This is a genomic window from Micromonospora sp. NPDC050200 (genome assembly GCF_040656135.1).
In the GTDB taxonomy this organism is placed as follows: Bacteria; Actinomycetota; Actinomycetes; order Mycobacteriales; family Micromonosporaceae; genus Micromonospora.
The window spans coordinates 101,596-127,024 of the sequence record NZ_JBFALG010000018.1 but is presented as its reverse complement, the minus strand read 5'-3'; the positions used below and the strand labels follow the sequence as shown (position 1 = coordinate 127,024).

Genomic DNA, 25,429 nt, shown 5'->3' with positions numbered 1-25,429 from the left:
ACCAGCGAACCCGCCACTGACCAGCCCGGAACACAACCCTTCTAACCAGTACAACTCGAAAGATCAGCCGTTACACCACTTCCGGGGGCTTGACCAGTTCACCGCCTGGGGATTCGTCCATGCGCTAGCTGTCCTGCATGCCAACGGATGCGACGTGGGTCATCAGGGAAGAAGCTGTCCCAGTCGTGGTCCAGGCACGTCCATGCCAGCGGCTGCCCGCACCAGTGCCGCACCACCGCCGGCAACAACAGGTGCCCTTGACCAGTGATGGTGAAGATTCCGTGGGGATCCCGGCGCACGACGATGACGCCAGCGCCCTCACGGACGTCCAGCCTGGCACCAGACTCCCAACCCAACGCGTCGATGATCGACCGATCACGGATCCGGCCACTGCTGACGGAGCTGAAAAATTAGGCGTTTGGTTGGACGTTGCAACACGTTCAGCAAATCAATCGAGTCAGGTCATCCGGACTCCTTAGCTTCGCCGTCGAAGGAAGTTGGAGTTGGCAACGGTTTTTGGCTGCTCGCGGCCAGATGGGACGAGACCCCGATGCAACCAGCTGCTGCCGTTCGTGCGCGCGGCATCACCAAGACCTTCGGCGACGTCATCGCCCTCGACGGGGTCGATCTCGACCTCTCCGAGGGGCAGATCCACGGGCTCGTCGGGCCCAACGGCGCCGGCAAGACCACTCTCCTGGGCATGCTGCTGGGCCTGGCGGTGGCCGACGGCGGCTCACTGGAGATCCTCGGCTCACCGGTTGGGCGCATCCTGTCGGTGCCCGGCGGCGTCGCGGGCTTCGTGGACGGCCCCGGTCTGTATCCCGAGCTGACGGCGCGCCAGAACCTTGCGGCCCTGGTCTCCCTGCGGAGCGGCGCCGGCCGCTCCGCCGACGTTGACGAGCTGCTCGACCGGGTCGGGCTCACCGAGGTGGCGGGTGACAGCGTCCGCGGCTTCTCGCTCGGCATGCGGCAGCGCCTCGGGCTGGCCGCCGCCCTGCTCGGCGAGCCGCGTCTGCTGGTCCTCGACGAGCCGGCCAACGGCCTCGACCCCGCCGGCAAGCGACAGGTCCACCAGGTCCTCACCGACCTCGCCGAGACCGGCGGCACCGTGGTCCTCTCCAGCCACCGCATGGACGACCTCGCGGCGCTCTGTGACGACGTCACCCTGCTGTCCACCGGCCGGGTCGTCTTCTCGGGCCCGGTGCACAAGCTGGCCACGGAGAGCGGCGAGCTCGACTACCGGCTCGTCACGACCGACGCCGACGGCGCACGCCGGCTCGCCGACGACATCCCGGGCCTGAGCCGGGTCGCGGGCCGGAAGTCGCAGTCGCAGTACGACGACCAATCGGTCTTCGTGCGGGGCCCGGAGCCGGCCCTCGACGACCTGGTCGCCCGGCTCGTCGGCGCGGGCATCGCGATCCGCGAGCTCGGCCCCGTCGTGCCCCCTCTGGAGGCCGCTTTCCTGGCGCTCACCGGCGCCGGCGCCGGCGCCAGCGCCGACGCCGACACCGGCCCAGACGCCGACATCAGCCCTGGCTCCACCCCCGACCTCCAGGAGACCTCCCGATGACCGCGGCCATCGTCGATGCCCCCGTCCGCACGCAGCCACAGCCCGTGGCGCTGAGCCGCTGCTACACGTTCGAGCTGGTCAAGCTGGTCTCGCAGTGGCGCGTCCGGCTGGTCTTCCTGGCGTGCCTGCTTGCCCCGGCCATCTACACGGCGGTGATCAGCCAGCAGACCTCCCTTCCCGCCGACGCGGTCTACGGCCGCTGGATGAACCAGTCCGGCTGGGCGGGCTCCCTGGTCATCCTCGTCTTCATGGGCACGTTGGTGCTGCCCCTGCTCACCTGTCTCGTGGCCGGTGACGTCTTCGCCGTCGAGGACCGGCTCGGCACGTGGCGGCACCTGATGGTCGCGGTGCGCTCGCCGCGCCGGATCTTCGTGTCCAAGGCGATGGCCGCGCTCACCGTCACCCTGGCGCTTCTCGCCGCACTCCTCGTGTCGTCGCTGGCCGGCGGCCTGCTGGCGCTCGGCGCCCAGCCGATGCCGGGACTGGACGGGCACATCATGGACTCCGGTGAGCTCACCCGGACGGTCCTCCTCGGCTGGCTGACCATCGTCCCGCCCACGCTCGCCTTCTCCGCGGTCGGCCTGCTCGGGTCGGTCGCGCTGGGGCGCTCTCCGCTGGGCCTACTGATGCCGGTGGTCATCGCGCTCATCCTCGAAGGTGTCCAGCTGATGCCGGTCCCGGTGGCGCTCCGGGTGGCGACGCCGATGAACGCCTTCATTACCTACCGCGGCCTCTTCACGGCCCCAGGTCAGCTCGGGTCGCTGTGGATCGGGCTCGCCGTCAGCCTGGCCTGGACGGCGCTGGCCACCTACCTCGCCTACCGGCTCTTCGTGCGTCGCGACTTCACCGACCTGGCCTACGACGGCATGGGCCGCCGCTTCCTGGTCTCGGGTCTGGCCCCGCTGGCGGGCCTGGCCGCGGTCACGACCGTGGTCGTCGCCGTGACCACGGGTGCCAACGGCACGGGCATCGAGCGGCCCAAGCTCGAGGCCTCGCTGGCGACGTCGTTCTCGCACCTGTACGTCCTGCAGACCGAGCAGCTCAACCGGCGGGCGGTCACCGAGGAGCAGCTCCACGCCACGGCCAAGTGCGACAAGGGCGGGGAGCGCGTCGAGGACCACGGTCCGGGCGCCGACTGGCGCTGCGTCGTGACGTGGACCCTCCCTGGTACGACCGCGACCGGCAACGCGATCTACCAGCTCGAGGTGACCGCGGACGGACGGTACGTCGCCGACGGCGACGGGCCGAAGGAGGTCAACGGGTTCTTCCAGGTCGCCACCCCCCTGGGTGACCGACCGAACCCGCTGTGGCAGTTCGACGGAGTCGTCGATCTGCTGGCAACTACAAAGTGAAGGGAAACCAGATGAATGTAAGGCGCAACCGCGTCGTGAAGCGGCCTCGTCGTCGCCTCCTGCGCTCGTTGCCCACCGGCCTCGTGGCCGGCGGCGTGGCCCTCGCGGTCACGGTCACGGGTGGTGTTGCCTACGGTTCCACCATGGGTTTCGGTGAGAATCTGGTCGGCGAGGAGTACACCGACGGCCTGCAGATCTCCTCCAACCAGATCATCAAGCCGCTCGGCGAGCGGCTCGTGACCAACTACGGCAAGTTCATGGGCTCCACGATCAGCCCCGACGGCCGCTTCCTGGCCGCGACCGCCAACGACCGGTCGATCTCGCTGCAGATCTTCGACCTGGAGACCTACCAGCTGATCTTCCGCGCGGGCACCGCCTCAGGCGCCAACCTGCGTCCCTCCGACAACACCGTCGGCCAGGAGAGCCCCCTCTACTCTCCCGACGGCAAGTTCCTCTTCATGCCGAACGCGACCGGCATCACCCGGTTCCCGGTCAACGCCGACGGCACCCTGGCGGCCGGCACCAAGATCGCCATCCCCAACCTGACCAGCCCCACCCGTCAGGCGCTCACCGCCGGCATGACATTCTCGCCCGACGGCAGCACGCTGTACGCCGCCGTCAACGGCCAGAACACCGTCGTCGCGATCGACCCGGTCGCGGGCACCATCAAGGCGACGTACCCCGTCGGCATCGCGCCGCGTCAGCTGAAGTTCGTCGGCACCAAGCTCTACGTCAGCGACGAGGGTGGCCGCCGGGCTCAGCCGGGTGAGGACACCATCAAGTCCTACGGCACCGACGTCCCGGCGGACCCGGTGCTCGGCACGTCGACCACCGGTGTCCTCAGCGTCATCGACACGGCCAACGCCGCGGCGCCCATCGGCCAGATCGAGGTCGGTCTCCACCCGACCGACATGCACCTCGAGGGCAGCGCGCTCTACGTGGCCAACACCAACGACGACACCATCTCGGTGGTCGACACCAGCATGGACAAGGTCGTCCAGACGATCGAGACCAAGCCCTGGCAGAGCTCGACGGTCGGCTACGAGCCCGACGCGATCGCCGTGTACAACGGCCGTCTGCTCGTCAGCCTCGGCCGCGTCAACGCGATCGCCGTCTACAAGCTCGGCGAGAGCGCGCTCGACCCGGTCAGCTACGTCGGCCTCGTCCCGACCGACTACTACCCCGAGGACGTCTTCGCGGTCGACGACCAGATCGTCGTGGCCAACCGCCGCGGCATCGACGCCCGGGGCCCGGCCATCACCTACAACCAGGGCTTCGGCACCACCCCGGCGACCGGCCACGGCACCCACGCCACGACCGCCTCGCTGACCCGCTTCACCCTCCCCTCCGACAGCGAGATCAGGGACACCTACACCCCGCAGGTCTTCAAGCAGAACGGCTGGGGCGGCGCGGACAGCGACGTCAAGCGCGCCGTCCGCGGCAGCAACGTGGCGCCCCTGCCCGTGCCCCGGCGCATCGGCGACCCCTCGCCCATCAAGCACGTCTTCATGCTGGTCAAGGAGAACCGCACCTACGACCAGATCCACGGCGACATGCCCGAGGGCAACGGCGACCCGTCGCTGGCCCAGTTCGGCGAGCAGGTCACGCCCAACATCCACGCGCTCTCGCGGCAGTTCGGTCTCTACGACAACACCTACGACGTCGGCACCAACTCCGCCGAGGGTCACAACTGGATCATGCAGGGTGACAACCCGGAGTACACCGAGTCCAGCGCCGGCGAGTACGTCCGCAGCTACGACACCCAGGAGGACGTGCTGGGCCACCAGCGCTCGGGCTTCCTGTGGACCGCCGTCATGGCCGCCGGCCACACCGCCAAAAACTTCGGCGAGTTCGTCTACTCCTCCAGCGGCAAGCCGGCCGGCTCGACCTGGCAGCAGTACTACTGCGCCACGCAGAACGTCGAAGGGGGCGGCGACCCGGCGCAGCTGACCAGCCCCGAGCTCAAGGGCAACTACGGCTCGCCGATCCCCTCGCTCAACAACATCACCGTGCCGACCGCACCCCCGTTCGACATGCAGATCCCCGACCTGTACCGCTACCAGATCTGGAAGGACGACTTCCAGAAGAACGGTCCGGCCGAGTTCAACATGGTGTGGCTCTCCGACGACCACACCGGTGGTCCGGTGTCCCAGCGGTCGAACGTCGCCGGTGGCGACCTCGCGCTGGGCAAGATCGTCGAGACGATCTCGCACAGCCCGTACTGGAAGGACTCCGCGATCTTCGTGGTCGAGGACGACAGCCAGGCCGGCCCTGACCACGTCGACGGCCACCGGGCCCCGATCCAGGTCATCAGCCCGTACGCCGTCCACGGCAAGACGGTCTCGACCTACTACTCCCAGATCAACATGGTCCGCACCATCGAGCAGATCCTGGGTGCGGAGCCGCTCAACCAGAAGGTCGCCGCGGCCACCCCGATGTACAGCGCCTTCACGCCCAAGGCCGACCTCACGCCGTACACCGCGAAGGCCAACAACATCTCGCTGACCGAGAACATCAAGACCGCGCCCGCGTGCGGCCTCGACACGCCGACCGGCGCCAACGCGGCCGCCCTCCAGGGCCCCGTCCCGGCGAGCTTCGTCTCCTACTCGGAGGCGTGGGACAAGTGGGCCTCGAAGCAGCGCCTCACCGGCAAGTGGGCGCAGGCCGACTACGCGAACCCGGAGCTGATGAACCGGTACACGTGGTACGGCGCCCACAACTGGGACCTGCCCTACCCGGGTGACGCCAAGATCTACCTGCCGAAGGACGTGCCGGGCGCAGCCCTGCCCGGCACCGACGTCGACTGACCTTGCGTCACACACGGATCCCATGACGGGGATTCAGGCGGCCCACCGGGAGATCCCCGGTGGGCCGCCGTTCCGCACGCCGGCCGCCGCCCCCGGCCGGCCGGCCGAGCTCGCGCTGGTGACGGAGGCGGCGAACACCGGCGGAGGAACGTGAACAGGCAGTGCCGGCATCGGCCTCGGGCACCGGCGCGGCCGGGTGGGCAAGGCGGCAGGAACGAGCGGACGGACGAGCTGTTCGCTGTATAGGCGGGAAGGTTGTGCCATGCCGGCGACAACGGCAGATGCGGTCCCGCGTCGACGTGCTCGACGACCTTGACGGCAGCGGCTCTGGAGGCCGGGCCAACCCTCGCGTGTGGCCGCCCGGCATCAAACGGGGGTGGGCATACTGCTGGCATGCCTGACGGCCTGCACGGACCGAACGTCATCACCGCCGGGGAGGCCGTCCTGCTTCTCGTGGCGGTCAGCGGAGGCGAGGCCGTGCACCTCGTACGGCGGCAGAAGCCGACGGACCAGGCCGTGGCGCCGTACCTGACCACTACCTCACGGGCGGAGACAGCGAGCGGGAGGCAGTCGGGCGGCGGTATGACGTCGAGGCGCTGCGAGAGCCGATCTGGGAGCACACGACGATGTGCGGCCGGGTCTGGGCGCTAATGGTCGGCGGTGACGGCGGAACGCTGAGCACGTACCGGGAGCCGGCGTTCGCGCCGACGTGCCGCCGCTGTCTGACCCTGATGGACCGCCTGTTCCCCGCGCCAGCGGTCGACCGCAGGGTCCCGGTCGTCGCGCAGGTGGTCTGCGACGTGGTGCGTGAGCACGGGTACGCGGAGGTCCGGCAGGTCCCCGGTGACCAGCTCGCCGTCCTCCGGAAGGAGATTCGGTCGCTGATCAGGCAGCAGACGGGCCACCCCGCCCAGACACTCGCGCACGACGATCTCCTGCTGGTGGTGTGTGATCCGGATCAGCCGCTGCCGGCCGCGCGACCCGAGCGGCCATGGGTCGTCACGTGGACCGCGTGGGACCTGGGGTAGACGTCGGGCTGTTGTTGGGTTGTCCTTCTGCGCGCTCGCCATCTGCCGGTGTTTGAGCTGAATCTGGCCCTGGCACGGCAGCCACGCGGGCTCCTGGACGCGGTAAGTCCGGCTGGTTGCGGTACTCGCCGCTGTCGGTCCTGGCCTCCCCCACGGCGCGCATGCTGATGGCGGCGAGAAGGCACGCGGTGGTGACGGCGGCGAGCAAGAGGTGGTAGCCGCCGTACGGTAGGAGCGTGGCGGCAATCAGGGGTGCGGCGGCTTTGGCGGTGGTGACGGGGGCGGCGAGTCGTCCCGCGATGGTGGCGTAGGCGGTGGTGCCGTAGCGGCCGGCGAGGAGTGCTGGGGTGGCGAGGCTGGCGATGCCGAAGCCGAGCCCGAATCCGGTGACGGTGACGATGGCTCCGACGCGGGTTCCGGCAGCGAGGGGCATAGCGAGGACAGCGGCCGCTTGGATGGCGAAGACGCCAGCGACGATGGTGGTGACGGGGAGTCGGCGTCGGGCGCCAGTGAGGACGAGTCGCCCGGTGACGGACAGGACGCCGAGCAGGCCGGCGGCGGTCGCGGCGAACGTACCCGGGTGGCCGCGGCTGGTCAGGTAGCTGACCAGGTGGACGCCGATGGTGCTGGTGGCGGCGCCGTGGGCGATGAGCGCGGCGGCGAGCACCCAGAACCGGGGGTCGCCCATCGCTGCGCGCGCCGCCGCCCGCTGCGAGGTGTGGTCCGTTCGCAGCGCGGGGGTGGGCGCGGTGACGTGCGGCGGTTTGCGGATCGTGAGGGCGTGCAGCGGCACGGCCACGACGCCGTGGACGGCGGCGAGCGTGAGGAGCGCGCCGCGCCAGCCGAGCTGCGCGACGAGCAGGCCGGTGAGGGGCATGAAGATGGTGCTGGCGAACCCGGCGACGACGGTGACCGCGAGCAGGGCGGTGGGTCGTCGGTCGGGGGTGAACCAGGAGACGATGACGGCGAAGGCGGGTTCGTAGAGGACCATCGCGCCGGTGATCCCGATGCCGATCATCACGGCGTAGAGCTGCCCGATGGTCTGGACCTGGGACCAGGCGATCAGCAGTGCGGTGGCGGTGATCGAGCCGAGGGTCATGAGGGCCCGTCCGCCGTGCCGGTCGAGCCACCTGCCGACCGGGATGGCCATCAGCGCGCCGGCGAGGACGCTGACGGTCAGCGCGCCGGTGACCGCAGTGGTGGAGGCGTCGAGGCTGGCGGTCATGGGGCCGAGCAGAACGGCGTAGGCGTAGTAGAGGGTGCCGTAGCCGACGGTGGAGGTGATGGCGAGGGCGGCGACGATGCGCCACCCGTGGCGCCCGCCGACCATCGGGTCGGCGGGCGCCATCGTGGTGGTGGTCATCAGCTGGCGCAGCAGCCGCCGGTCTGGCCGCTGGTCGGGGTGTCGAGGCTGATCAGGTTGAGCGGTGCGGACAGCAGGCCGCCGGAGATCCCTGTGGCGAGCCCCTTACCGGCGGGCTGGGCTGCAGGGGCGGGGCCGCAGCAGCTGTCGGTGCCGGTGGAGTCGGCGGGGTTGCTGTTGCAGACGCCGGTTTCGGGCAGGTCGAGCTGGACGTCCCGGGCTGCTTCCCAGTCGCCGGCGAGGGCGGCGACGACGGAGCGGACCTGTTCGTAGCCGGTGGCCATGAGGAAGGTGGGGGCACGGCCGTAGCTCTTCATGCCGACGGCGTAGTAGCCGGACTCGGGATGGGCGAGTTCGTCGACGCCGTGCGGGGGGACGGTGCCGCAGGAGTGCTCGTTCGGGTCGATCAGCGGGGCGAGAGCCCGGGTGGCGCCCATGACCGGGTCCAGGTCGAGCCGCAGTTCGGCGGCGATCGAGTGGTCCGGGCGGAAGCCGGTTGCGGCAACGATGCGCTCGACGATCACCTGCTCCTCGCTACCGTCGGCGTGGCGCACGAGCACCCCGACGCGGCCGTCGGTCGGGGTGAGGGTGTGGACGGAGAAGCCGGTGAGCAGCCGGATCCGGCCGGCGTCTACGTGCTCACGCAGCCGGGAGCCGAGTGCACCCCGGGCGGGCAGCGCGTCGGCGTCCCCGCCGCCGTAGGTGCGCGCCGGGCTGGCCGAGCGGATCGCCCAGGTCACCTCGGTGCCTGGCTCGGCGGCGGCCAGTTCCGCCAAGGAGAGCAGGGTGTTGGCGGCGGAGTGGCCAGCGCCGACGACGAGGGTGTGGCGGCCGGCGAACCGGTCGCGGTCCTTGCCGAGCGCGTCTGGCAGGGCGTGTTCCAGGTACGAGGTGGCTTCCTTCTCGCCTCGTGCGGGGAGGCCGGAGGCGCCGAGGACGTTGGGGGTGCCCCAGGTGCCGGATGCGTCGATGACCGCACGGGCCAGCAGCTCGTCGCCGTCGGCGAGGCGGATCAGGAACGGGGCCTGTTCGCGGCCGGCGGTGCGCAGTTGATCCAGGCCGAGGCGGCTGATCGCCTCCACCCGCGCGCCGTAGCGCAGGTGGGGCTTGAGCTGCGGCAGCTCCGCGAGGGGCTGCAGGTAGTCGGCCACCAGCTCCGCGCCGGTGGGCAGCGCGTGCTCGGCCGGGGCGACCCAGCCGACGTCGTCGAGCAGCCGGCGCGCGGCGGGGTCGACGTTGTACCGCCACGGGGAAAACACCCGCACGTGACCCCACTCCCGCACCGCCGCGCCGGCGGCGTCGCCGGCCTCTAGAACGAGGAAGGGCAGGCCACGCTCGTGCAGGTGGGCGGCGGCAGCCAGACCCACCGGGCCCGCGCCGATCACCACGACGGGCAGCTCGTCCAGGGCACTCATCGGAAAACTCCTCTGCGTTGAAAACTGTCGAATCAAGAAGGTGTAGGTGTGCTGCGGCGCGGAGCCGCAGAGTTCAGGTGATGACGGGGCTGCGGCGCTCCAGGAGGACGACGTCACGCCATCGGCCATGGTGCCGTCCGACCCTCTCGCGGGTGCCGATGACCCGGAAGCCGGCGCGCTGGTGCAGAGCCAGGCTGGCGGTGTTCTCCGGGAAGACACCGGACTGGATGGTCCAGATCCCGGCGGCCTCGGTGGACGCGATCATGGCATCGAGGAGAAGCCGGCCGGCACCCCTTCCCTGCGCGGCGGGGTCGATGTAGACGGAGTGCTCGACCACCCCGGCGTAGACCGCCCGTGTGGAGGTGGGTGACACGGCGACCCAGCCGATGACGGCCCCGTCTGGGTCGATGGCTACGAACCGGTGGTCGGCCAGTTTGCCGGCGTCGAACGCCGCCCACGTCGGGGCGATGGTCTCGAAACTGGCGTTGCCCCCGTCGAGGCCGGCCTGGTAGATCGCCAGGACCCGGTCGGCATCGTCCGCGGTCATGGGGCGGACGGTGATGTCAGCCATCAGCAGGCTCCCTTCGGCTGCGGAGCCGGGCGACCCATGACGACATCGGCGGCCGACGGGAAGCAGCCGACGCAGGCGTCGTTGATGCGGTAGTGGCGGGCGGTGCCGACCGGCTCGACGAGCACGAACCGCACCTCAGTCAGGATCTTCAGGTGTTGGGAGACGGTGGACTGGGCCAATCCGACGGCGGCGACGATCTCCCCGACGCTCATGGGCCGGGCGTCCCGGGCGAGGTACTCGACGATCTGCACCCGGGTCGGGTCCGCCAGGGCCCGGAACCACGAGGCGTAGGTCTGCGCGGTGTCCCGGTCGAGCAGGTCGCCCACCACCACTCCTTCTATCGTTTATCGCCGATTGACGATCGAAGTCTAGCGGGTGCCGCCGCCGCAAGGTGAGTGGTCGCGACGACGAGCCGGGCGATCGCACCGAGGGTGGCGGGGTCGACCTTGTCGGGGGTGTCGGCGGGGCTGTGGTAGCCGCCCATTCCGGCGCCGATGCCGACTGCGGCGAAACCGTTGCCCCCGTAGCGACGGTTGTCCGACGCCACCGGGCCCGCGGTCAGGGGAACGCCGGTGTGGCGCCCGGCCTGGTCGAGCAGGGCGAGGAGGCGGTGGGCGGGGCCGCCGGCTTCGACTGCGGCCGCTCCGTCGAGGCGGCCGGCGCCGTCGACGTTGATGACCAGCGGTGCGGCCCCTTCGGCGCGGAGTTGGATGGCGTGGTGGGCGGAGCCGAGCGCGCCGACCTCCTCCCCGTCGAGCAGCGCGACGGACAGTCCCGCGCCGGCGGGCAGTGCGGTGGTGAGAATGCGGGCGGCCTCCAGGACTACGGCGACGCCGGTGGCGTTGTCCGAAGCGCCAGGCAGGCGGAGCCCGGGGTGGTCGCCGACGCCGTCGTAGTGGGCGGTCAACAGCAGGTCGTCGCCACCAGGGGCAGGCTGCCGGAGTCGGGCGTGGATGTTGGTGCCGGTGACGTCGTCGCGGCGCAGCGGCGTCGCGCCGGCCAGCCAGCTGTCCCCTGCGGTGGCTGCGGTGAGCACGGCGTGGTGGGTGTCCGGGTCGAGCGTCAGCACGGGCAGTGGCCCCGGGTCCGGGCCGGCGAGCATGGTGAACTGCCAGCCTTCGGCGTCGACCGGGCGGCGGACCAGCAGGCCGGCCGCGCCGCGGGTGTCGCGGTAGGCGTCGAACAGGCTCATTTCGGCCGGCACGACCAGCCACCGCTCCGCCGGGTCGTCCTTGCCGGCGACGCCGAGGGCGCCGCGTCGGATGTCGGACGTGTCGGCGGAGGCCGGGTGGATCGCGACCTGCCGCCCGAACACCAGCTCCTCAGTACGGCTCCGGTCGCCCCAGGTGACGGTCGGCGCTTCGTACACCTGCGGCACGGCGCGGACCGGGAACTCCTCGGTGCGGACGTCGGCGTTGAGGACGGTGAGCTGGTCGACGAGCCAGGCGCGGGCCGCCGCCCCGCCGGCCGAGCCGACCCGCCGCCCAGCTAGTGGGTCGGAGGCGAGGGTGGCAATGGTGGCGGTCATCCGGTCGTCGCTGACCTGGTTGAGCAGGTCAGCGAGGTCGGTGGGGATGGTCATGAGCAGCATCCCTGTCCGGTGGCGATGGCGTCGGCCTTTGCCTCGGTGCCGCAGCACGAGTCAGCCGCCTGGGCGGCCTGCCGGGTACCGCAGCACGGATCACCGCTGGCGGTAGCGCCGGCTGGCGGGAGGATTCCGCCGACGGCCTGGGCGGGGCTGCCGCAGCAGGCGCCGGAGCCGGTGACCTGCAGGGCCGCGGCGGGGTCGCCGGTGAAACCGCCGGCAGTAGGGGTGTTCTCGCTCATGTCGGATCCTCTCCTCAACGGGGGCTGATCAGCGTGTAGACCGTGGCGCGGGTGGTGTCGTAGCGGCGCTCGGCACGCTGCGCGGGCGTGGACACCTGGGCGCAGGAGTCGCAGAACCGGACACCGGGCAGCGGTGTGCGTGAGCGGCGGCTAGAGCCGAACATGGTCGTCCTCGTTTCCTCGGAACGCCTGTCTTGACGTCCGTCGAATCAGAGACTTGCACGCTGATTAGAGAGATGTCAACCTAGAGGCATGTCGAAGCAACAGGCGTCGCTTCCCGTCGTCGATCTCAACGCCGACGCGCCGTGCTGCCCTCCGCTGGCCCAGCGTCGAGTCCCGGCCGAGACGGCCGCGGTGCTCGCGCCCGCGTTCAAAGCCCTCGGTGACCCGGTGCGGCTGCAGCTGATGTCGATGATCGCCTCCGCCGAAGACGGCGAGGCGTGCGTGTGCGACCTGACGCCGGCGTTCGACCTGACCGGACCGACGATCTCCCACCACCTCAAGACGCTGCGCGAGGCGGGCCTGGTGGACGCGGAGCGGCGAGGCACCTGGGTCTACTACCGGGCCCGACCGCAGATCCTGCGCCAGCTCGCCGCCCTGCTGTCGATCGAGCCGGCAGCCGCGGCCAAGGCCTGACCTCGCTCCCCCACCGCCGTCACCCGCCGGCACCGTCCGTGGCTCCATCCATCTGCAGGGGCGATGTCGACCGCTGGACACCGGGTGCCGCGTGATGCGCCTGACCGAAGAAGCGCGGACGTCGGTCCACGCGAGCGGCGAGGGCGGCCATGACGTGCGCGGCGTCGCGTCCCACGCCGCGCAGAGTGTTCGAGGCGAAGGACCGCTGGAATTCCAGCCCAAGGTAGACCAGGCCGGGATGGGTGGTGGAGACTCCACCCACCTGCCGCGGCACGCCGCGATCAACGGTGGCGAGCGGCGCCAGGTAGTCGAGATCGGGCCGGTAGCCGGTGGCGAAGATGACGCCGTCGACCTGCTCCACGGTGCCGTCACGCCACAGGACACCTTCCGGGGTGAAGGCGGTGAACATGTCCCGCCGAGGAAGCCGGCCCGAGGTGATGGCGTCGCGGTAGCGGCCGGTGTCGAGCACGGTGGCGTGCCGGACGAGGCGGGTGATGATCGCGCGCGGAAGGCGGTCGCCACCGGTGACGCGGAGCCAGCGGTGCAGGTCCCGTCCGCGGATTCGCTGCGGCAGGAACCGGATCGGCTCGCGGGTCGCCAGGGTCACGTGGGCCGACGGGGCGAGTTCGTAGGCGACCTGGACGGCGGAGTTGCCAGCCCCCACGACCACGACGCGCTTCCCGTCGTACGCGTCGGGGCGGTGGTAGTCGGCGACGTGCCGCAGATCCCCGCCGTACTCGCTCTGCCCTGGCAGGGCCGGCAGATACGGGTTGCCGAAGGAGCCGGTCGCGGCGACGACTCCGACGGCGGGCAACTCGTCTCCGGTATCGGTGCGCACGAGGTATCCCCCGCCCGCACGGGTGTGGACGGCGACGGCTCTGGTGCGCGTGCGGATCTCGACATCGAGGGCGTCGGCGTAGCGGCGAAGGTAGGCGGTGACCTCATCGCGGTGGGGGTAGCGGTCCGGGTCGCCGTCGAAGGGCATCCCGGGCAGGGCGCTGTAGCGGGCGGGCGAGAAGAGGGTGAGGCTGTCGTAGTAGTCCGGCCAGGAGCCCACCGGCTCGGCGCCGGCCTGCAGGACGACGGGTCGCAGGCCGGTGTCCAGTGCGGCTCGGGCGGCGGCGAGGCCGGACTGGCCGCCGCCAATGATGATCACGGGATCGACTTGAACGGTCACCCCACGATCATATCGTTATTTTGTTGAATGACAATATGATGACGGCGAGGAAAGGTGTGACCATGAGCCAGACCGCCGACCAGCCGACCGGGCCGCAGAGCACCGTCCCGGGTCTTGCGCCGCAGACACAGGAGTTCCTCAAGGCGCTCGGCAGTCCCACCCGTCAGCGGATCATGATGCTGTTCGCGCGCGGCGCCGAGATGTCCGTGGGTGAGGTGGCCGAGCGGGTCGGCATCAGCCAGGCCACGGCGTCGCAGCAGTTGACGCTGCTGCGCCGCGGCGGCGTGGTCACCTCGCGGCGGGACGGCAAGACGGTGTTCTATCGGGCTGACCGCGACGGCGCCCTCGCCGCTTTGTCGGATCTGCAGTCCTACCTGGCGACCTGCTGCTGATCAGCCGGCACCAACCCCGACGCACCTGGAACCAACGCCACCGCGAGACCGGCTTGACTCCAGAGAACTGGTCAGCGATAGTTGAGTCAATGGACGTTGAGCTTTCTTCTCTCGCGGGGCGAGCCCGGATCCACGCCGCCCTCGGCGATCCGGCCCGCCTGGCGATCGTGGACGCGCTCACCCTGGGCGATGCCTCCCCCGGGGAAATCGCGCACACCCTCGACATGCCGACGAACCTCGTCGCCCACCACGTCAAGGTCCTCACCGACGCCGGCCTGGTCGCCAAGGGTCGCTCCGAGGGAGATCGCCGTCGCACCTATCTGCGGCTGCTGCCGGAGGCTCTTGCCGCGCTCGCCACCCCACGGCTGGCCGGTGTCGGCCGGGTGGTGTTCGTGTGCACCCACAACTCGGCCCGCTCCCAGCTGGCTGCCGCCCTGTGGAAGCGGCGCACCCACAGCGCCGTCGCCTCCGCTGGCACGAAGCCCGCGGCCCGGGTCCATCCCCGCGCGGTGGCCGTGGCTCACCGCCACGACCTCGACCTCGACCCGACCGGCACCGCCCACGTCACGGACGTTGTCCGTGGGGACGACCTGGTCATTGCCGTGTGCGACAACGCCCACGAGGAACTGACCGGCCCAGTCCGGCCCCGCCTGCACTGGTCCGTTCCGGACCCGGTGCGCGTGGACACCGACGAGGCGTTCGAAGCCGCCTACGCCGACCTCGCCGACCGGGTCGACCGGCTCGCTCCCGCCGTCCTGTCCGGAGGTCCCCGATGACCGACACCAGCGCATGGCCCCAGCAGGAGATCACCCTCGACCAGCAGGTCGCTCTGCACACCGCCGCGGCCCGGCTGGCCGAGGAGTTCGACGGCATCTACGGCACCGAGACCGTCGAGAGGTTCCTGCACAGCAGCTACGACCAGTTCGCCACCGCCGCCACGGTCCCGAACTACCTGCCGCTGCTGGCCGAGCGTTTCGCCCGCCAGCGGCTGCGGGCCCTGGCTCGGGTCGAGGGTCACCACCGTGATGGCCGCCCGGTGGTGCTGTTCCTGTGTACCCACAACGCAGGTCGCTCGCAGATGGCCCTGGGCTTCTTCACCCACCTGGCCGGCGAGCACGCGGTCGCCTGGTCCGGCGGCAGCGACCCCGGCATCGAGATCAACCCCTCCGCGATCGCGGCGATGGCCGAACGTGGCATCGACATCTCCGAGGAGTTCCCCAAGCCCTGGACCGACGAGGTGGTCCGTGCCGCCGACGTCGTGGTCACCATGGGCTGCGGCGACGCCTGCCCTGTCTTCCCCGGCACCCGTTACGAGAACTGGGCCGTCGACGACCCCGCCGGCCTGAACCTAGCCGACGTACGGCCGATCCGGGACGAGCTCGAACGCCGCGTACGGCGTCTCCTCGACGAGTTGAACGTCACCACCACCTGGTAACCACCACCCCGGCGAGCCGGGGCCCCTCAGATCATGGGAGAGAACAGACTGATGACCATCGCACTTCGGCGACGCCTGCTGGCCGAGTTCGTCGGCACCGCCCTGCTGGTCACCGCCGTGGTCGGCTCCGGCATCATGGCCACCACCCTCTCCCCCGGCGACGTCGGCCTCCAGCTTTTGGAGAACTCCACCGCCACCGTCTTCGCGCTCGCCGCGCTGATCCTGATCTTCGGACCGGTCTCCGGGGCCCATTTCAATCCGGTCGTGTCCGCCGCCGACTGGTTCCTCGGCCGCCGCGCTGGCACCGGCCTCACCGCCCGCGACCTGGGCGGCTACGTCGTGGCCCAGGTGTTGGGCGGGATCGCCGGGTCGGTGCTGGCGAACCTCATGTTCGACCTGGCCGCCGTCGACTTCTCCAGCAAGGACCGCGCCGCAGGGCACCTGTGGCTCGGTGAGGTTGTTGCCACGGCAGGGCTGATCCTGCTGATCTTCGCCCTCGCCCGCTCCGGCCGCGCCCTAGTCGCCCCCGCCGCCGTGGGCGCGTACATCGGGGCGGCGTACTGGTTCACCTCGTCGACCTCGTTCGCCAATCCGGCGGTCACCATCGGCCGCGCGTTCACGGACACCTTTGCCGGCATCGCCCCCACCTCTGTGCCCGGGTTCGTCCTGGCCCAGCTCGTCGGCCTCGCCGTGGGTGTCGGGCTGCTCGCCGCTCTCTACCCCGACGCCGGCGCCGCCGCGGACCAGGTTGTCGTCCCCACCGACGAGGACGCCGCCGTCGGCCACCGCCCGTGACACCGCACCCACGCGACACCAGCACGGCTCGACCTGAACGCGGCGTCGTCAACCGCCGCTACTCCCCCGGCCGCTACCGCACCGTCGACCGCAACAGCAACCCGGACCGCCCGTTCCACGACCCGGACAACGCGCCAGTCAACCGGCCCCACGACCCGCACTGCAGCAAGAGAGGCACCTCATGAGCGACAAGCCCAGCGTCCTGTTCGTGTGCATCCACAACGCCGGCCGCTCCCAGATGGCCGCCGGCTGGCTGCGCCACCTCGCCGGCGACACCGTCGAGGTCCGCTCCGCCGGTTCCGCCCCCGCCGAGACCATCAACCCGGCCGCCGTCGAGGCCATGCGCGAGGTCGGCATCGACATCACCGACCAGACCCCCAAGCTCCTCGAATACGAGACCGCCGAGTCCTCCGACGTCATCGTCACCATGGGCTGCGGCGACGCCTGCCCCGTCTTCCCCGGCAAACGCTACGAGGACTGGAAACTCGAAGACCCCGCCGGCAAGGGCGTCAACGCCGTCCGCCCGATCCGCGACGAGATCCGCACCCGGGTGGAGAAGCTGCTCACCGAACTGCGTCCCACCGCCTGACCCACCCGCCAGCGCTGCCTGCCCGACAGGTCACCCGCGGGCGGGCAGCTGCACCCTGAGCAGGAGCCCCTCCGTGTCCGACCCGCACCGCCTGATCATCATCGGCTCCGGACCCGCCGGATACACCGCCGCCCTCTACGCCGCCCGCGCCAACCTCGCGCCCCTCGTGATCGAGGGCAGCCAGTCCGGCGGCGCGCTGATGACCACCACCGACGTGGAGAACTTCCCCGGCTTCCCCGACGGCATCACCGGCCCAGAGCTGATGGACAACCTCCGCAAGCAGGCCGACCGGTTCGGCGCCCAGTTCATCACCGACGACGTCACCCGCGTCGACCTCACCGGCGGGGTCAAGACCGTCTGGGTCGGCGAGCAGGCTCACCAGGCGCGGGCGGTCATCCTCGCCACCGGATCCGCGTGGCGGCCCCTCGGCGTTCCCGGCGAGCAGGAGTTGCTCGGCCACGGCGTGTCCTCCTGCGCCACCTGTGACGGGTTCTTCTTCCGCGACCAGGACATCGCCGTGGTCGGCGGGGGCGACACCGCGATGGAGGAAGCCACCTTCCTCACCCGCTTCGCTCGCAGCGTCACCATCATCCATCGCCGGGACACCTTCCGCGCCAGCCGCATCATGTCCGAGCGGGCGCTGAGCAATGACAAGATCCAGGTGGCGTGGAACAGCGTGGTCGAGGAGATCCTCGGCCATGACGGCGCCGTCGCCGGAGCGCGGCTACGGGACGTCCACACTGGCCAGACCCGGGTCTTGAACGTCACCGGCGTGTTCGTCGCCATCGGCCACGACCCGCGCAGCGAACTGTTCCGCGGCCAGGTCACCCTCGACGCCGGCGGCTACGTCACCGTCGACTCCCCCGGCACCCGCACCAACCTGCCCGGCGTGTTCGCCGCCGGTGACCTCGTCGATCGCACCTACCGCCAGGCCATCACCGCCGCCGGCACCGGCTGCGCTGCCGCCCTCGACGCCGAGCGGTACCTCGCCGCCCTGTCCTAACCGGCGCGCGGCCAAGGTCCGGCCAGCTCGGCCGGGCCTCGGTCCGACGGCTATCCGCGCAGGTGGGAGGCGATGTCGGCGACGGTCGCTTTCGCTGTCCGGCCGGCACCCACCAGCGTGGCTGACGCCGGCCCCGTCCAATCGCCGTAGCCGAGCAGGTAGAGGCGAGGCTCGTCCACCGACCGGGTGCCCTCGGTGGCCACCTCCCCTTTCCGCCATCCGGGCAGCAGCGGCGCGAGGTGGGTGAGGTTGGGCTGAAAACCCGTACACCAGATCACGGCGTCGCAGGGCTGCTCGGCGCCATCGGCCCAACGCACGCCACGGTCGGTCAGCCGCACGATCATCGGACGGGCGTGCAGGACTCCGCGGTCCCGCGCCTCGCGGACGCTGGGCACCATCACGATGTCCCCAAGGTCGCTGACACCGCCACCGGCACCACCGGCGGCCTTGCGGGTGGCCACACCGAACAGCACTCGACCGTCGACGTCGTCCGGCATGAACCGCGCCGGGCGCAAGGTGACCCAGGTGGCCTCGGCGACCCGGGACACCTCCGCCAGGATCTGCGCCGCGGAGTTGCCTCCGCCGACGATCACGACCCGCTGCCCCCGGAACTGCTCCGGCGAGGTGTAGTTCACCGTGTGCAGCTGCCGGCCGGCGAACTCCTCACGGCCCGGGATGTCGGGCACGTACGGGCACTCCCACGTACCGGTGGCGGCGATGACGTACCGGGCCAGCCAGCTCCCAGCATCGGTCTCCACCGCCAGGCGCTCCCCGGCACGCCGCACCTCGCGTACCCGGACCGGCCGACGCACCCGCAGCTCGTACCGCTGCTCGTACGCCTCTAGGTAGTCCACGACGTGCCCGGCGGTCGGGAACTCCTCACCCTCCTGCCGCAGCATCCCCCACCCCGGCAGCGGGCTGTACTCCGCCGGAGAGAACAACCGCAACGAGTCCCAGCCATGCCGCCACGCGCCACCCGGCTGAGACTGGGCGTCGAGGATGACGTAATCCAGGCCGGCACGGCGCAGGTAGTAGCCCGCTGCCAGGCCCGCCTGCCCGCCCCCGACAACCACCACGTCACACGTCCCAGGCACGCTCGGCACCTCCCTCCGACCGCGATCATCAGGCCGAAGTGGCCCAAGATCCCGATGTCCGGGCCGGCGCCGACAGTCGCCCGTTCCGGCCACGGACACGGCCGGAACGGGGCTAACAAGGTTCCCTGCCCGCGAACGGACGGTGACCCGGTCCGGCCTGTCGATGGTGTTGGTGCAACGATGGAAGTCGTGCCAACTGCGAAAACAGCTACACCTGCCATCTCGCCGCTTGCCGGCGAGCCGATCAAGCGCGCCGACGCCGAGCGGCTCGCGGGAGTGCTCAAGGCGTTCGCCGACCCCGCCCGGCTGCGACTACTCAGTCTGATCCAGTCCGCTCCCGAGGGCGAGGCATCCGTCAGTGACCTCACCGCACCGCTTGGTCTCTCCCAGCCGACCGTGAGTCACCACCTTCGGATCCTCACCGAGGCCGGCCTGCTCGAACGCGAGAAGCGAGGCGTCTGGGCGTACTACCGCCTCGTGCCGTCCGCGATCGCGGCGATCGCCGACCTGTTGACTCCGCCCCGCAAGCGGGCGACGAAGAAGACCCGCTGAGCGGCACCCTTTGCGCTTCGGGCCAAGACCGGGCAGCTTCACCAAGCGGGCGGTTCCTCCTCGATCACACAGGGCGCCCAGACCGAAGTGCGCCACGATCCGCTCGGTGAACGCCGGCCCGATGCCCTTCACCAGGCCAAGCCGAGATAGTGCTGGCCGTGATCATGCTCGGTACCCATCCTCGCGGTTCCCTTCGAAGACGGCGCGCGCTTCTACTCCCTGCTCGACGTCGCCGCGAGCATCGCCGCCGGACTCGGCGCGGCCTTCATCGGCGTCCTGCTCGCCGAAGCCCTCTGGCCATGACACGACCACAATTGCGGCCCGATGCCGGCACGGCTGCGACCGAGGCAGACGCATGAACCTCGACCTGGCCACCACCATCACCCTCGCATCGGCGGCCGCGTTTCTCCTGGCCTGGCTGTCCGCGGTCGCGGGATTCGGCGGTGGAGTGCTGCTTCTGCCGGTGTTCACCGCCTTGTTCGGCCTCCGCGCGGCCGTGCCCGTGCTCACCCTCGCCCAACTGTCCAGCAACGGCAGCCGCGTATGGCTGAACCGACATGACCTCAGATGGCCGATCATCGGCCGCTTCGCCCTCGGCGCGGTCCCCCTCGCCCTCGCCGGCGGCCTGCTGTTCGCCGCCGCGCCGCTGGCCCGCTCAAACGCCTCCTGAACGTGTTCCTCCTCATCGTGGTCGTCTGGCTGCGGCTCAACCCCCACCCACGCCGACCCCCACTCCGCGCGTTCGTCGGCGTCGGCGCCGCCTCCGGACTCGGCTCCGCCCTCCTCGGCTCCGTCGGCCCGCTCACCGCACCGTTCTTCCTCGCCTACGGCCTCGTCCGCAACGCCTACATCGGCACCGAAGCCGCCTGCGCCCTGGCCATGCACCTCACCAAACTCATCGCCTACGGAGCCAGCTCCCTCCTCAACCTCAAAGTGCTGCTTCTCGGCGCAGCGCTCACCCCCGCAACCCTCGCCGGAGCGTGGGCCGGCACACGAACCGTGCACCGGATCAGCGACCGCCTCTTCGTCCGACTCGTCGAAGCCGGCCACGTGGCCGCCGGCCTGCTATTCCTCCTCGGCTACTGAACGGCAGCCAAGCCGGGCAGACGTTGCAGCGGAACCTAGAGCCGCCGTCCCACCACCAGCATGAACGGCCGCGCGCCGTCGAGCCACAAGCGTCTAGGGCTGCTGTTGATGATCACTGGTTGCCGACGTCTCGCGGTGCCTTGTGCCCGTGTTGCCCACACTGCCGTGTTCCCGCGAGGTTGCGCCAGCCTCGCCCGACGCCCTCGCGTGAGCAAGCCCCCGGCCGGCGACGGCCTTGGCGAGTGGCGTGCAGCATTGGGCTTGCATCTGGTACCTGGGTACAGGCTTACCGTCGGGGTATGAGTGACGACCACATCACCACCGATGAGGCCTGGGTGCCGGATGCGTGCACCCTGCCGACCGTCGAACGGCCGCTGCGGCTCGCCGAATTCGATCAGTTCTTCACCGAAGCCGTGCGGGGGGTCAACCGGATGTCGGCGCAGCACCTGCGGTTGTGGCTCGACGGCGCGGCACAGGTGGAGCAGACGGCGCAGGACCTGACCGCGCGGGAGTCGTCGTGCTGCTCGTTCTTCGCCTTTGATCTGTCCCGACCCGAGCCCGACTCGCTGACATTGGACGTTCGGGTACCGGCGCCACACGTCGACGTGCTCGACGCCCTCGCCCTCAGGGCGGCATCGGTACGGGGCGACGGATGACCGGGGCGGGGCTGCGCAGCGGGCAGCTGGCCAAAGCGGCCGGGGTCAACCAGCAGACCCTGCGCTACTACGAGCGCCGCGGCCTGCTCACCTCCCCGCAGCGATCACCGGGCGGGCACCGGCTCTACCCGGCCGAGACGGTCACCCTGCTGCGGGTGATCAAGACCGCGCAACGTCTCGGCTTCACCCTCAACGAGGTAGCCGACCTGCTCGCCGCCGGACGACACCAGCACGGCAGGCGACCGGACACGGGACTACAGGCCCGGGCCCGAGACAAGCTCGCCGAGGTCGAACAGAAGCTGGCGGACCTGACCGTCATCCGCGACACCCTGCGAACCGCCATCTCCGCCGGGTGTGACGACCTGGTCGCCTGCGCCGGCAGCTCCTGCTGTCCCCTGCCATTCGCTGAATTCGCCGAGAGGAACAGCCGTGCCGACCATCGCTGACCGCGCTCGCTGCCTGATGCCATCCGGCCTGACCGGACTCGCGGCGACCGCCTGCGCCGCCTGCTGCGTACTTCCGGCCCTGCTGGCCGCCGGGGTCATCGGTGGTGCCGGCTGGGCGGCAGCCAACCGCTTCATGCCCGGCGTTGCCGCCGCCCTGGCGATACTTGCCGGGCTGTCCTGGTGGTGGGCCAGCAAGCGCCGGCACGCCGCCGGCTGCGCCGGCGGCAACTGCTCCTGCGGAAAGCCCGAGGAACAGGGCCGCAAGGAGCTGCCGTTACGGTCCGAGGCATGACGGTTGCTCGCTCGATCCTGCTGTTCCTGCTCGCCGCGCTCGCCGAGATCGGCGGCGCCTGGCTGGTGTGGCAGGGCTGGCGGGAACACCGCGGGCTGCTGTGGATCGCGGCCGGAGTCATCGCACTCGGGTGCTACGGCTTCGTCGCCACCTTCCAACCCGACCCGAACTTCGGCCGCATCCTCGCCGCCTACGGCGGCGTCTTCGTCGCCGGCTCCCTCGCCTGGGGCATGGTCGTCGACAAGTTCCGCCCCGACCGCTACGACCTCATCGGCGCCACCATCTGTCTCGTCGGCGTCGCCGTCATCATGTACGCCCCACGCAGCGGCTGATCCCCGACGCCCGCACGGTCCGGCCCGGTCCCGGATTGGGTGGTGCCCTGGGGCGCGTGGGGGCCACCTGAACGTCCCGTCGCTGCCCGCGAACAGCCATCGCCTACATGCGAGATGTGCGCGTGAGGGCGGCGAGCGGGTGGGGCTGGTCCGTCATGGCCGCGAGAGCGGCGGCGACGGCGTTCAGGTCTGCCTTGATGTAGGTGGTGGTGGCAGGTCCGCGGCGGTCGGTGTGGCCGGCGTAGGCGCGAGCCACCCCGTAACCGAAATGGCGTTCCACCCACGTCAGGGTGGTGTGGCGTAGCCAGTGGGTGGAGATGCCCTGGGCAGCAACCCAGGGTAGGCGTTCGCCTATGCGCTTCCACAGGTGGTCGTAGCGGCGGCTGCTGATCGGCTGCCCGTTGCGGTAGCACAGCAGGCGGTCGGTGGGCGTATCAGTGTTGCGTTGTCGTTGGCGGTTGGGCGGTGGGTGGGAGTCGGTGCGGCCGAGCTGGGGGTGGGCGATGCACTGCTCGGGGTCGGTGACGCGCCGGTCGGTGCCGCAGCGGCTGGTTTGAGCTTGAGGACCGGGGCGGGGTTGGCGGGCTCGGGCTGTCCGGGTTGGGGGATTTCGATCCAACGGGCCACGGTGCCGTCGCTGTAGGTTTCCAGGGTCTTGAAGGGCAGTTCGGTGGCGTCGGACGGCAACTGCGCGACCGTGATGGCGAACACGGCGTCCTGGCCGACCTTCAACGGCGGCCCGGCCACGGTGAATCCGTCAGGACTACCGGACAGCTTCCAGCCGGTGGGCGCCTTGGCAAGTCGGACCTGCTGGGGGCTGATCCCGGAGGGAAGGACGACACGTTCCGATTGGATGCCAGCGCTGGTGGACTCGGCCTCGCCGGTGAAGGTGATGGTGACGTCGCGGGCCCCGGCCTGGGGTTTGTCGGCTACGACTTCGACGTGGGCGCTGGCAGGTGCGGCGAGCGCGACGGCAATGGCGACGCCAGCCGCGGCGGCCAGGGCCACACGAAGGGAACGAGCTGGCCCCGCGATACGCACCGGACCTCCTATACGACGTGGGCACCCTGGGCCGCAGGGGGAACAAGATTGAGCGGCTATCGGTGGGTCACTTCTCCCGGCGGCGATCAGATCCCGCCTCTTGTTCAAATTACCCCTGCTGTCATCAAACGCTTGCGTTTGATGAGGAATGTGCTCCTCGTCTGGGCGCGGACGCCGGCCGCCGGAGACTGGCGGCCGGCGTCTCAGGGCAGGGTCAGTCCCCTGCAGTGCCGGCGGTGGGTCGACGCCGCCAGGCCAGCAGGCCGAAGCCCAGGCCGGCGAGGCCGGCGATCAGTCCGGCGATGCCGAAGGTGAGGGCCCAGCCGGTGCGGCTGTCGTTCGTGTCGGTGGTGTCGCTGGTGCGGACCGTGGCGATGTTGTTCGAGCCGGCCGGCGTGGCGGCAACATCCTTGGCCGGGGCCTTGGCGAGCTTGAGGACTGGGGCAGGGTGCTCGGGCTCGGAGCCGTCAGTGCTGGGTTCCTCGATCCAGCGCACGATCTCGCCGTTGGAGTATGTCTGCAGCGCCTTGAAGATCATCGTGTCGACCTCGGGCAGCGGACCGGCGGAGATCTCGAACTCCTGGAACTGGCCCGGCTTGATCGCGTTCGCGTCACCCTGGGCGGTCCACGTGATCTTCGATGGCGCCTCGGTCACCTGGCTGCCGTGCATCTCGATCGGCTTCGCGAGCGTGGCCTTGTCGACCTGCACGGTCCATCCCGCCATCGGCCGGACCGACACCGACGCCACCGGCGCATCAGCCGGCAAGGTCACTTCCAGCTTGGTCGTGCTGGCGTTGTCCCGCTCGTTCGGCACCCGGAAGGCGAGCTTGGCGTAACCGCCCTGGGTCGCCTCGCGCGGGTTGACCGACACGTGGGCGGAGGCCACACCGATTCCCATGGTCGCAGCGGCAAGCACCCCGGCCGCGGTCGCGGCCACCAGCCTGGCTACCGATCGTGCACTCATCAGCAAAGACTCCTTGATCAACACCTCCGTGCCAGCTGGCCCCGCCGCCCGCACGTGGTGGCTGCACAGCCACCACCGTGTTGGTCGTAGCCGGGGGCGGCCGAGTTCCCGTAGACCACGAGCCGAGCACTTTTCACTACTGGCCGCCGCCCCGCCGTCTACGAGGCCACCGGCCTCCGCCCCGTACCCGTCAGCGAGGTGACGTGAAATCCACACATAGACCGTGTGCGTTGAAACGGGTCGAACCCATGCAGCTCGGAATGAGACGCGCCCTCGCTCGTCCCGTACCCTGGCACGGGACTACTACAGGTCGTCGTTCTGGCAGGTGGGCGGCGGCTGCTGGCGGATCCCGACACGGAGGTATCAGGGTGACCGATGACGCGGACATCACCGCGTGGGCGCTCGCCGCGGGCCGTGGCGACCGGGACGCGGCCGCCCGGTTCATCGGCGCGACTCAGCACCGCGTGCACCGCTTCCTCGCCGCGCTGATCTCTCCAGCGGAGGCCGATGACCTGGCGCAGGAAACCTATCTGCGGGCGATGCGGTCGCTGCCGTCGTTCGCCGCGCGCTCCTCCGCGCTGACGTGGCTGCTCAGCATCGCCCGGCGAGCCGCCGTCGACCACGTCCGTACGGTGTCGGCCCGGCCCCGTACGGTGCCGATGCCGGACTCCTACGACACGCCCGATGCCTCGCGTAGTGGTTTCGACCGGCAGGTGGTGTTGGAGCGTCTGATCGCGGCGCTGCCTGCGGACCGGCGGGAGGCGTTCGTCGCCACCCAGGTTCTCGGGCTGTCCTACGCCGAGGCGGCGGAGGTGTGCGGTTGCCCGGTCGGCACGATCCGCTCCCGGGTGGCCCGGGCCCGCGAGGACCTCGTCGCCGCGGTGAACACCCAGCCGGTCAGGCGGCGGACACCGGGCGACGCCGCGGGCTGAGGTGGGCCCGGCCTGCGGCGACGTGACCCGGGACGCACCGAGCGCGGGAACCATTCCGGCCGTGGCTGCGACTA

At 70.6% G+C, this 25,429-nt stretch carries 31 protein-coding genes and 1 pseudogene; 20 read left to right on the top strand and 12 right to left on the bottom strand.

The window, feature by feature from the left end:
* The first annotated feature begins 550 nt into the window (after nucleotides 1-550).
* The 5 genes from AB0I41_RS15070 (at nucleotide 551) to AB0I41_RS15050 (ending at nucleotide 6,757) form a co-directional block, all read left to right on the top strand.
* The gene (locus AB0I41_RS15070) at nucleotides 551-1,570 is read left to right on the top strand and encodes an ABC transporter ATP-binding protein (RefSeq protein ID WP_357106840.1); all 1,020 of its coding nucleotides are present in this window, start codon (nucleotides 551-553) and stop codon (nucleotides 1,568-1,570) included.
* Nucleotides 1,567-2,922 (top strand): ABC transporter permease, encoded by a 1,356-nt coding sequence (locus AB0I41_RS15065; protein WP_357106837.1) that lies wholly within the window; start codon nucleotides 1,567-1,569, stop codon nucleotides 2,920-2,922. Before AB0I41_RS15070 ends, AB0I41_RS15065 begins: the two co-directional genes overlap by 4 nt.
* Nucleotides 2,923-3,065: 143 nt before the next feature.
* The gene (locus AB0I41_RS15060) at nucleotides 3,066-5,729 is read left to right on the top strand and encodes a bifunctional YncE family protein/alkaline phosphatase family protein (RefSeq protein ID WP_357106835.1); all 2,664 of its coding nucleotides are present in this window, start codon (nucleotides 3,066-3,068) and stop codon (nucleotides 5,727-5,729) included.
* 22 nt (nucleotides 5,730-5,751) lie between these two features.
* Entirely contained in the window at nucleotides 5,752-5,883 is a 132-nt protein-coding gene (locus tag AB0I41_RS15055) for a hypothetical protein (RefSeq protein ID WP_357106832.1), read from the top strand.
* A 577-nt stretch (nucleotides 5,884-6,460) separates the two neighbouring features.
* Nucleotides 6,461-6,757 carry a hypothetical protein gene (locus AB0I41_RS15050; RefSeq protein WP_357106830.1) on the top strand — a complete coding sequence of 99 codons (297 nt, stop codon included), beginning with the start codon at nucleotides 6,461-6,463 and terminating at the stop codon, nucleotides 6,755-6,757.
* Here the strand turns inward: AB0I41_RS15050 and AB0I41_RS15045 are convergent.
* The 7 genes from AB0I41_RS15045 to AB0I41_RS15015 all read right to left on the bottom strand — a co-directional run bounded on the left by AB0I41_RS15045 (nucleotide 6,729) and on the right by AB0I41_RS15015 (nucleotide 12,097).
* Nucleotides 6,729-8,120 (bottom strand): MFS transporter, encoded by a 1,392-nt coding sequence (locus AB0I41_RS15045; RefSeq protein WP_357106827.1) that lies wholly within the window; start codon nucleotides 8,118-8,120, stop codon nucleotides 6,729-6,731. The genes AB0I41_RS15050 and AB0I41_RS15045 overlap by 29 nt on opposite strands.
* A complete protein-coding gene (locus tag AB0I41_RS15040; protein WP_357106824.1) occupies nucleotides 8,120-9,535 on the bottom strand; it encodes an FAD-dependent oxidoreductase in 1,416 nt (471 codons plus the stop codon). The genes AB0I41_RS15045 and AB0I41_RS15040 overlap by 1 nt, the downstream gene beginning before the upstream one ends.
* Nucleotides 9,536-9,608: 73 nt before the next feature.
* Nucleotides 9,609-10,106 carry an N-acetyltransferase family protein gene (locus AB0I41_RS15035; protein WP_357106821.1) on the bottom strand — a complete coding sequence of 166 codons (498 nt, stop codon included), beginning with the start codon at nucleotides 10,104-10,106 and terminating at the stop codon, nucleotides 9,609-9,611.
* Nucleotides 10,106-10,435: a metalloregulator ArsR/SmtB family transcription factor gene (locus AB0I41_RS15030; protein ID WP_357106866.1), complete on the bottom strand. Its 330-nt coding sequence runs from the start codon at nucleotides 10,433-10,435 to the stop codon at nucleotides 10,106-10,108. Before AB0I41_RS15030 ends, AB0I41_RS15035 begins: the two co-directional genes overlap by 1 nt.
* A gap of 8 nt (nucleotides 10,436-10,443) precedes the next feature.
* The gene (locus tag AB0I41_RS15025) at nucleotides 10,444-11,688 is read right to left on the bottom strand and encodes a M28 family peptidase (protein ID WP_357106818.1); all 1,245 of its coding nucleotides are present in this window, start codon (nucleotides 11,686-11,688) and stop codon (nucleotides 10,444-10,446) included.
* The gene (locus AB0I41_RS15020; RefSeq protein WP_357106815.1) at nucleotides 11,685-11,933 is read right to left on the bottom strand and encodes a hypothetical protein; all 249 of its coding nucleotides are present in this window, start codon (nucleotides 11,931-11,933) and stop codon (nucleotides 11,685-11,687) included. Before AB0I41_RS15020 ends, AB0I41_RS15025 begins: the two co-directional genes overlap by 4 nt.
* A gap of 14 nt (nucleotides 11,934-11,947) precedes the next feature.
* Nucleotides 11,948-12,097, bottom strand: coding sequence for a hypothetical protein (locus AB0I41_RS15015; protein WP_357106813.1), 150 nt, complete (start codon nucleotides 12,095-12,097; stop codon nucleotides 11,948-11,950).
* Between the two features lie 88 nt (nucleotides 12,098-12,185).
* Between AB0I41_RS15015 and AB0I41_RS15010 the strand changes: the two genes are divergently transcribed.
* Nucleotides 12,186-12,569, top strand: a complete 384-nt coding sequence (locus tag AB0I41_RS15010; RefSeq protein WP_357106810.1) for a metalloregulator ArsR/SmtB family transcription factor — start codon at nucleotides 12,186-12,188, stop codon at nucleotides 12,567-12,569.
* 19 nt (nucleotides 12,570-12,588) lie between these two features.
* Here the strand turns inward: AB0I41_RS15010 and AB0I41_RS15005 are convergent, their stop codons facing one another.
* Complete coding sequence (locus AB0I41_RS15005; protein ID WP_357106808.1) at nucleotides 12,589-13,746, bottom strand: NAD(P)/FAD-dependent oxidoreductase; 1,158 nt, start codon at nucleotides 13,744-13,746, stop codon at nucleotides 12,589-12,591.
* A gap of 62 nt (nucleotides 13,747-13,808) precedes the next feature.
* Here AB0I41_RS15005 and AB0I41_RS15000 point away from each other — a divergent pair, with 62 nt between their 5' ends.
* The 6 genes and pseudogenes from AB0I41_RS15000 to trxB all read left to right on the top strand — a co-directional run bounded on the left by AB0I41_RS15000 (nucleotide 13,809) and on the right by trxB (nucleotide 17,960).
* Nucleotides 13,809-14,138 (top strand): metalloregulator ArsR/SmtB family transcription factor, encoded by a 330-nt coding sequence (locus AB0I41_RS15000; protein WP_357106805.1) that lies wholly within the window; start codon nucleotides 13,809-13,811, stop codon nucleotides 14,136-14,138.
* Between the two features lie 89 nt (nucleotides 14,139-14,227).
* Nucleotides 14,228-14,914 carry a helix-turn-helix domain-containing protein gene (locus AB0I41_RS14995; RefSeq protein ID WP_357106802.1) on the top strand — a complete coding sequence of 229 codons (687 nt, stop codon included), beginning with the start codon at nucleotides 14,228-14,230 and terminating at the stop codon, nucleotides 14,912-14,914.
* Nucleotides 14,911-15,573 carry an arsenate reductase ArsC gene (locus tag AB0I41_RS14990; RefSeq protein ID WP_357106800.1) on the top strand — a complete coding sequence of 221 codons (663 nt, stop codon included), beginning with the start codon at nucleotides 14,911-14,913 and terminating at the stop codon, nucleotides 15,571-15,573. The genes AB0I41_RS14995 and AB0I41_RS14990 overlap by 4 nt, the downstream gene beginning before the upstream one ends.
* A 51-nt stretch (nucleotides 15,574-15,624) precedes the next feature.
* Nucleotides 15,625-16,362 (top strand): annotated as a pseudogene (locus AB0I41_RS14985) (MIP/aquaporin family protein); the annotation flags it as partial.
* A 187-nt stretch (nucleotides 16,363-16,549) separates the two neighbouring features.
* Nucleotides 16,550-16,957, top strand: coding sequence for an arsenate reductase ArsC (locus AB0I41_RS14980; RefSeq protein ID WP_357106797.1), 408 nt, complete (start codon nucleotides 16,550-16,552; stop codon nucleotides 16,955-16,957).
* Between the two features lie 73 nt (nucleotides 16,958-17,030).
* A complete protein-coding gene (trxB, locus tag AB0I41_RS14975) occupies nucleotides 17,031-17,960 on the top strand; it encodes a thioredoxin-disulfide reductase (protein ID WP_357106795.1) in 930 nt (309 codons plus the stop codon).
* 50 nt (nucleotides 17,961-18,010) lie between these two features.
* Here the strand turns inward: trxB and AB0I41_RS14970 are convergent, their stop codons facing one another.
* Nucleotides 18,011-19,054, bottom strand: a complete 1,044-nt coding sequence (locus AB0I41_RS14970) for an ArsO family NAD(P)H-dependent flavin-containing monooxygenase (RefSeq protein WP_357106792.1) — start codon at nucleotides 19,052-19,054, stop codon at nucleotides 18,011-18,013.
* 180 nt (nucleotides 19,055-19,234) lie between these two features.
* Here AB0I41_RS14970 and AB0I41_RS14965 point away from each other — a divergent pair, with 180 nt between their 5' ends.
* From AB0I41_RS14965 to AB0I41_RS14935, 7 genes are all read left to right on the top strand, one after another.
* Nucleotides 19,235-19,606, top strand: coding sequence for a metalloregulator ArsR/SmtB family transcription factor (locus tag AB0I41_RS14965; RefSeq protein ID WP_357106789.1), 372 nt, complete (start codon nucleotides 19,235-19,237; stop codon nucleotides 19,604-19,606).
* A gap of 355 nt (nucleotides 19,607-19,961) precedes the next feature.
* On the top strand, nucleotides 19,962-20,276 hold the full coding sequence (locus AB0I41_RS14960; RefSeq protein WP_357106786.1) for a TSUP family transporter: 315 nt from the start codon (nucleotides 19,962-19,964) through the stop codon (nucleotides 20,274-20,276).
* 2 nt (nucleotides 20,277-20,278) lie between these two features.
* Complete coding sequence (locus AB0I41_RS14955) at nucleotides 20,279-20,692, top strand: TSUP family transporter (protein WP_357106783.1); 414 nt, start codon at nucleotides 20,279-20,281, stop codon at nucleotides 20,690-20,692.
* Nucleotides 20,693-20,991: 299 nt separating this feature from the next.
* Nucleotides 20,992-21,348 (top strand): hypothetical protein, encoded by a 357-nt coding sequence (locus tag AB0I41_RS14950; RefSeq protein ID WP_357106781.1) that lies wholly within the window; start codon nucleotides 20,992-20,994, stop codon nucleotides 21,346-21,348.
* Nucleotides 21,345-21,794 (top strand): MerR family transcriptional regulator, encoded by a 450-nt coding sequence (locus AB0I41_RS14945; protein WP_357106779.1) that lies wholly within the window; start codon nucleotides 21,345-21,347, stop codon nucleotides 21,792-21,794. Before AB0I41_RS14950 ends, AB0I41_RS14945 begins: the two co-directional genes overlap by 4 nt.
* Complete coding sequence (locus tag AB0I41_RS14940) at nucleotides 21,778-22,086, top strand: hypothetical protein (protein WP_357106777.1); 309 nt, start codon at nucleotides 21,778-21,780, stop codon at nucleotides 22,084-22,086. The genes AB0I41_RS14945 and AB0I41_RS14940 overlap by 17 nt, the downstream gene beginning before the upstream one ends.
* The gene (locus tag AB0I41_RS14935) at nucleotides 22,083-22,418 is read left to right on the top strand and encodes a YnfA family protein (protein ID WP_357106774.1); all 336 of its coding nucleotides are present in this window, start codon (nucleotides 22,083-22,085) and stop codon (nucleotides 22,416-22,418) included. Before AB0I41_RS14940 ends, AB0I41_RS14935 begins: the two co-directional genes overlap by 4 nt.
* Nucleotides 22,419-22,521: 103 nt before the next feature.
* Here AB0I41_RS14935 and AB0I41_RS14930 read toward each other — a convergent pair whose 3' ends face one another.
* The 3 genes from AB0I41_RS14930 to AB0I41_RS14920 form a co-directional block, all read right to left on the bottom strand.
* On the bottom strand, nucleotides 22,522-22,698 hold the full coding sequence (locus AB0I41_RS14930; protein ID WP_357106771.1) for a hypothetical protein: 177 nt from the start codon (nucleotides 22,696-22,698) through the stop codon (nucleotides 22,522-22,524).
* A 71-nt stretch (nucleotides 22,699-22,769) separates the two neighbouring features.
* A complete protein-coding gene (locus AB0I41_RS14925; RefSeq protein ID WP_357106768.1) occupies nucleotides 22,770-23,459 on the bottom strand; it encodes a DUF1775 domain-containing protein in 690 nt (229 codons plus the stop codon).
* Nucleotides 23,460-23,673: 214 nt separating this feature from the next.
* Complete coding sequence (locus tag AB0I41_RS14920) at nucleotides 23,674-24,423, bottom strand: YcnI family protein (RefSeq protein WP_357106864.1); 750 nt, start codon at nucleotides 24,421-24,423, stop codon at nucleotides 23,674-23,676.
* 368 nt (nucleotides 24,424-24,791) lie between these two features.
* Here AB0I41_RS14920 and AB0I41_RS14915 point away from each other — a divergent pair, with 368 nt between their 5' ends.
* Complete coding sequence (locus AB0I41_RS14915) at nucleotides 24,792-25,355, top strand: sigma-70 family RNA polymerase sigma factor (RefSeq protein ID WP_357106765.1); 564 nt, start codon at nucleotides 24,792-24,794, stop codon at nucleotides 25,353-25,355.
* Nucleotides 25,356-25,429: the final 74 nt, after the last annotated feature.

Coding starts and splice junctions, on each gene's coding strand:
- AB0I41_RS15070 (WP_357106840.1), top strand. CDS start 551: ATGCAACCAGCTGCTGCCGTTCGTGCGCGCGGCATCACCAAGACCTTC.
- AB0I41_RS15065 (WP_357106837.1), top strand. CDS start 1,567: ATGACCGCGGCCATCGTCGATGCCCCCGTCCGCACGCAGCCACAGCCC.
- AB0I41_RS15060 (WP_357106835.1), top strand. CDS start 3,066: ATGGGTTTCGGTGAGAATCTGGTCGGCGAGGAGTACACCGACGGCCTG.
- AB0I41_RS15055 (WP_357106832.1), top strand. CDS start 5,752: ATGACGGGGATTCAGGCGGCCCACCGGGAGATCCCCGGTGGGCCGCCG.
- AB0I41_RS15050 (WP_357106830.1), top strand. CDS start 6,461: ATGGACCGCCTGTTCCCCGCGCCAGCGGTCGACCGCAGGGTCCCGGTC.
- AB0I41_RS15045 (WP_357106827.1), bottom strand. CDS start 8,120: ATGACCACCACCACGATGGCGCCCGCCGACCCGATGGTCGGCGGGCGC.
- AB0I41_RS15040 (WP_357106824.1), bottom strand. CDS start 9,535: ATGAGTGCCCTGGACGAGCTGCCCGTCGTGGTGATCGGCGCGGGCCCG.
- AB0I41_RS15035 (WP_357106821.1), bottom strand. CDS start 10,106: ATGGCTGACATCACCGTCCGCCCCATGACCGCGGACGATGCCGACCGG.
- AB0I41_RS15025 (WP_357106818.1), bottom strand. CDS start 11,688: ATGACCATCCCCACCGACCTCGCTGACCTGCTCAACCAGGTCAGCGAC.
- AB0I41_RS15020 (WP_357106815.1), bottom strand. CDS start 11,933: ATGAGCGAGAACACCCCTACTGCCGGCGGTTTCACCGGCGACCCCGCC.
- AB0I41_RS15015 (WP_357106813.1), bottom strand. CDS start 12,097: ATGTTCGGCTCTAGCCGCCGCTCACGCACACCGCTGCCCGGTGTCCGG.
- AB0I41_RS15010 (WP_357106810.1), top strand. CDS start 12,186: ATGTCGAAGCAACAGGCGTCGCTTCCCGTCGTCGATCTCAACGCCGAC.
- AB0I41_RS15000 (WP_357106805.1), top strand. CDS start 13,809: ATGAGCCAGACCGCCGACCAGCCGACCGGGCCGCAGAGCACCGTCCCG.
- AB0I41_RS14995 (WP_357106802.1), top strand. CDS start 14,228: ATGGACGTTGAGCTTTCTTCTCTCGCGGGGCGAGCCCGGATCCACGCC.
- AB0I41_RS14990 (WP_357106800.1), top strand. CDS start 14,911: ATGACCGACACCAGCGCATGGCCCCAGCAGGAGATCACCCTCGACCAG.
- AB0I41_RS14980 (WP_357106797.1), top strand. CDS start 16,550: ATGAGCGACAAGCCCAGCGTCCTGTTCGTGTGCATCCACAACGCCGGC.
- AB0I41_RS14965 (WP_357106789.1), top strand. CDS start 19,235: ATGGAAGTCGTGCCAACTGCGAAAACAGCTACACCTGCCATCTCGCCG.
- AB0I41_RS14960 (WP_357106786.1), top strand. CDS start 19,962: ATGAACCTCGACCTGGCCACCACCATCACCCTCGCATCGGCGGCCGCG.
- AB0I41_RS14950 (WP_357106781.1), top strand. CDS start 20,992: ATGAGTGACGACCACATCACCACCGATGAGGCCTGGGTGCCGGATGCG.
- AB0I41_RS14945 (WP_357106779.1), top strand. CDS start 21,345: ATGACCGGGGCGGGGCTGCGCAGCGGGCAGCTGGCCAAAGCGGCCGGG.
- AB0I41_RS14935 (WP_357106774.1), top strand. CDS start 22,083: ATGACGGTTGCTCGCTCGATCCTGCTGTTCCTGCTCGCCGCGCTCGCC.
- AB0I41_RS14920 (WP_357106864.1), bottom strand. CDS start 24,423: ATGAGTGCACGATCGGTAGCCAGGCTGGTGGCCGCGACCGCGGCCGGG.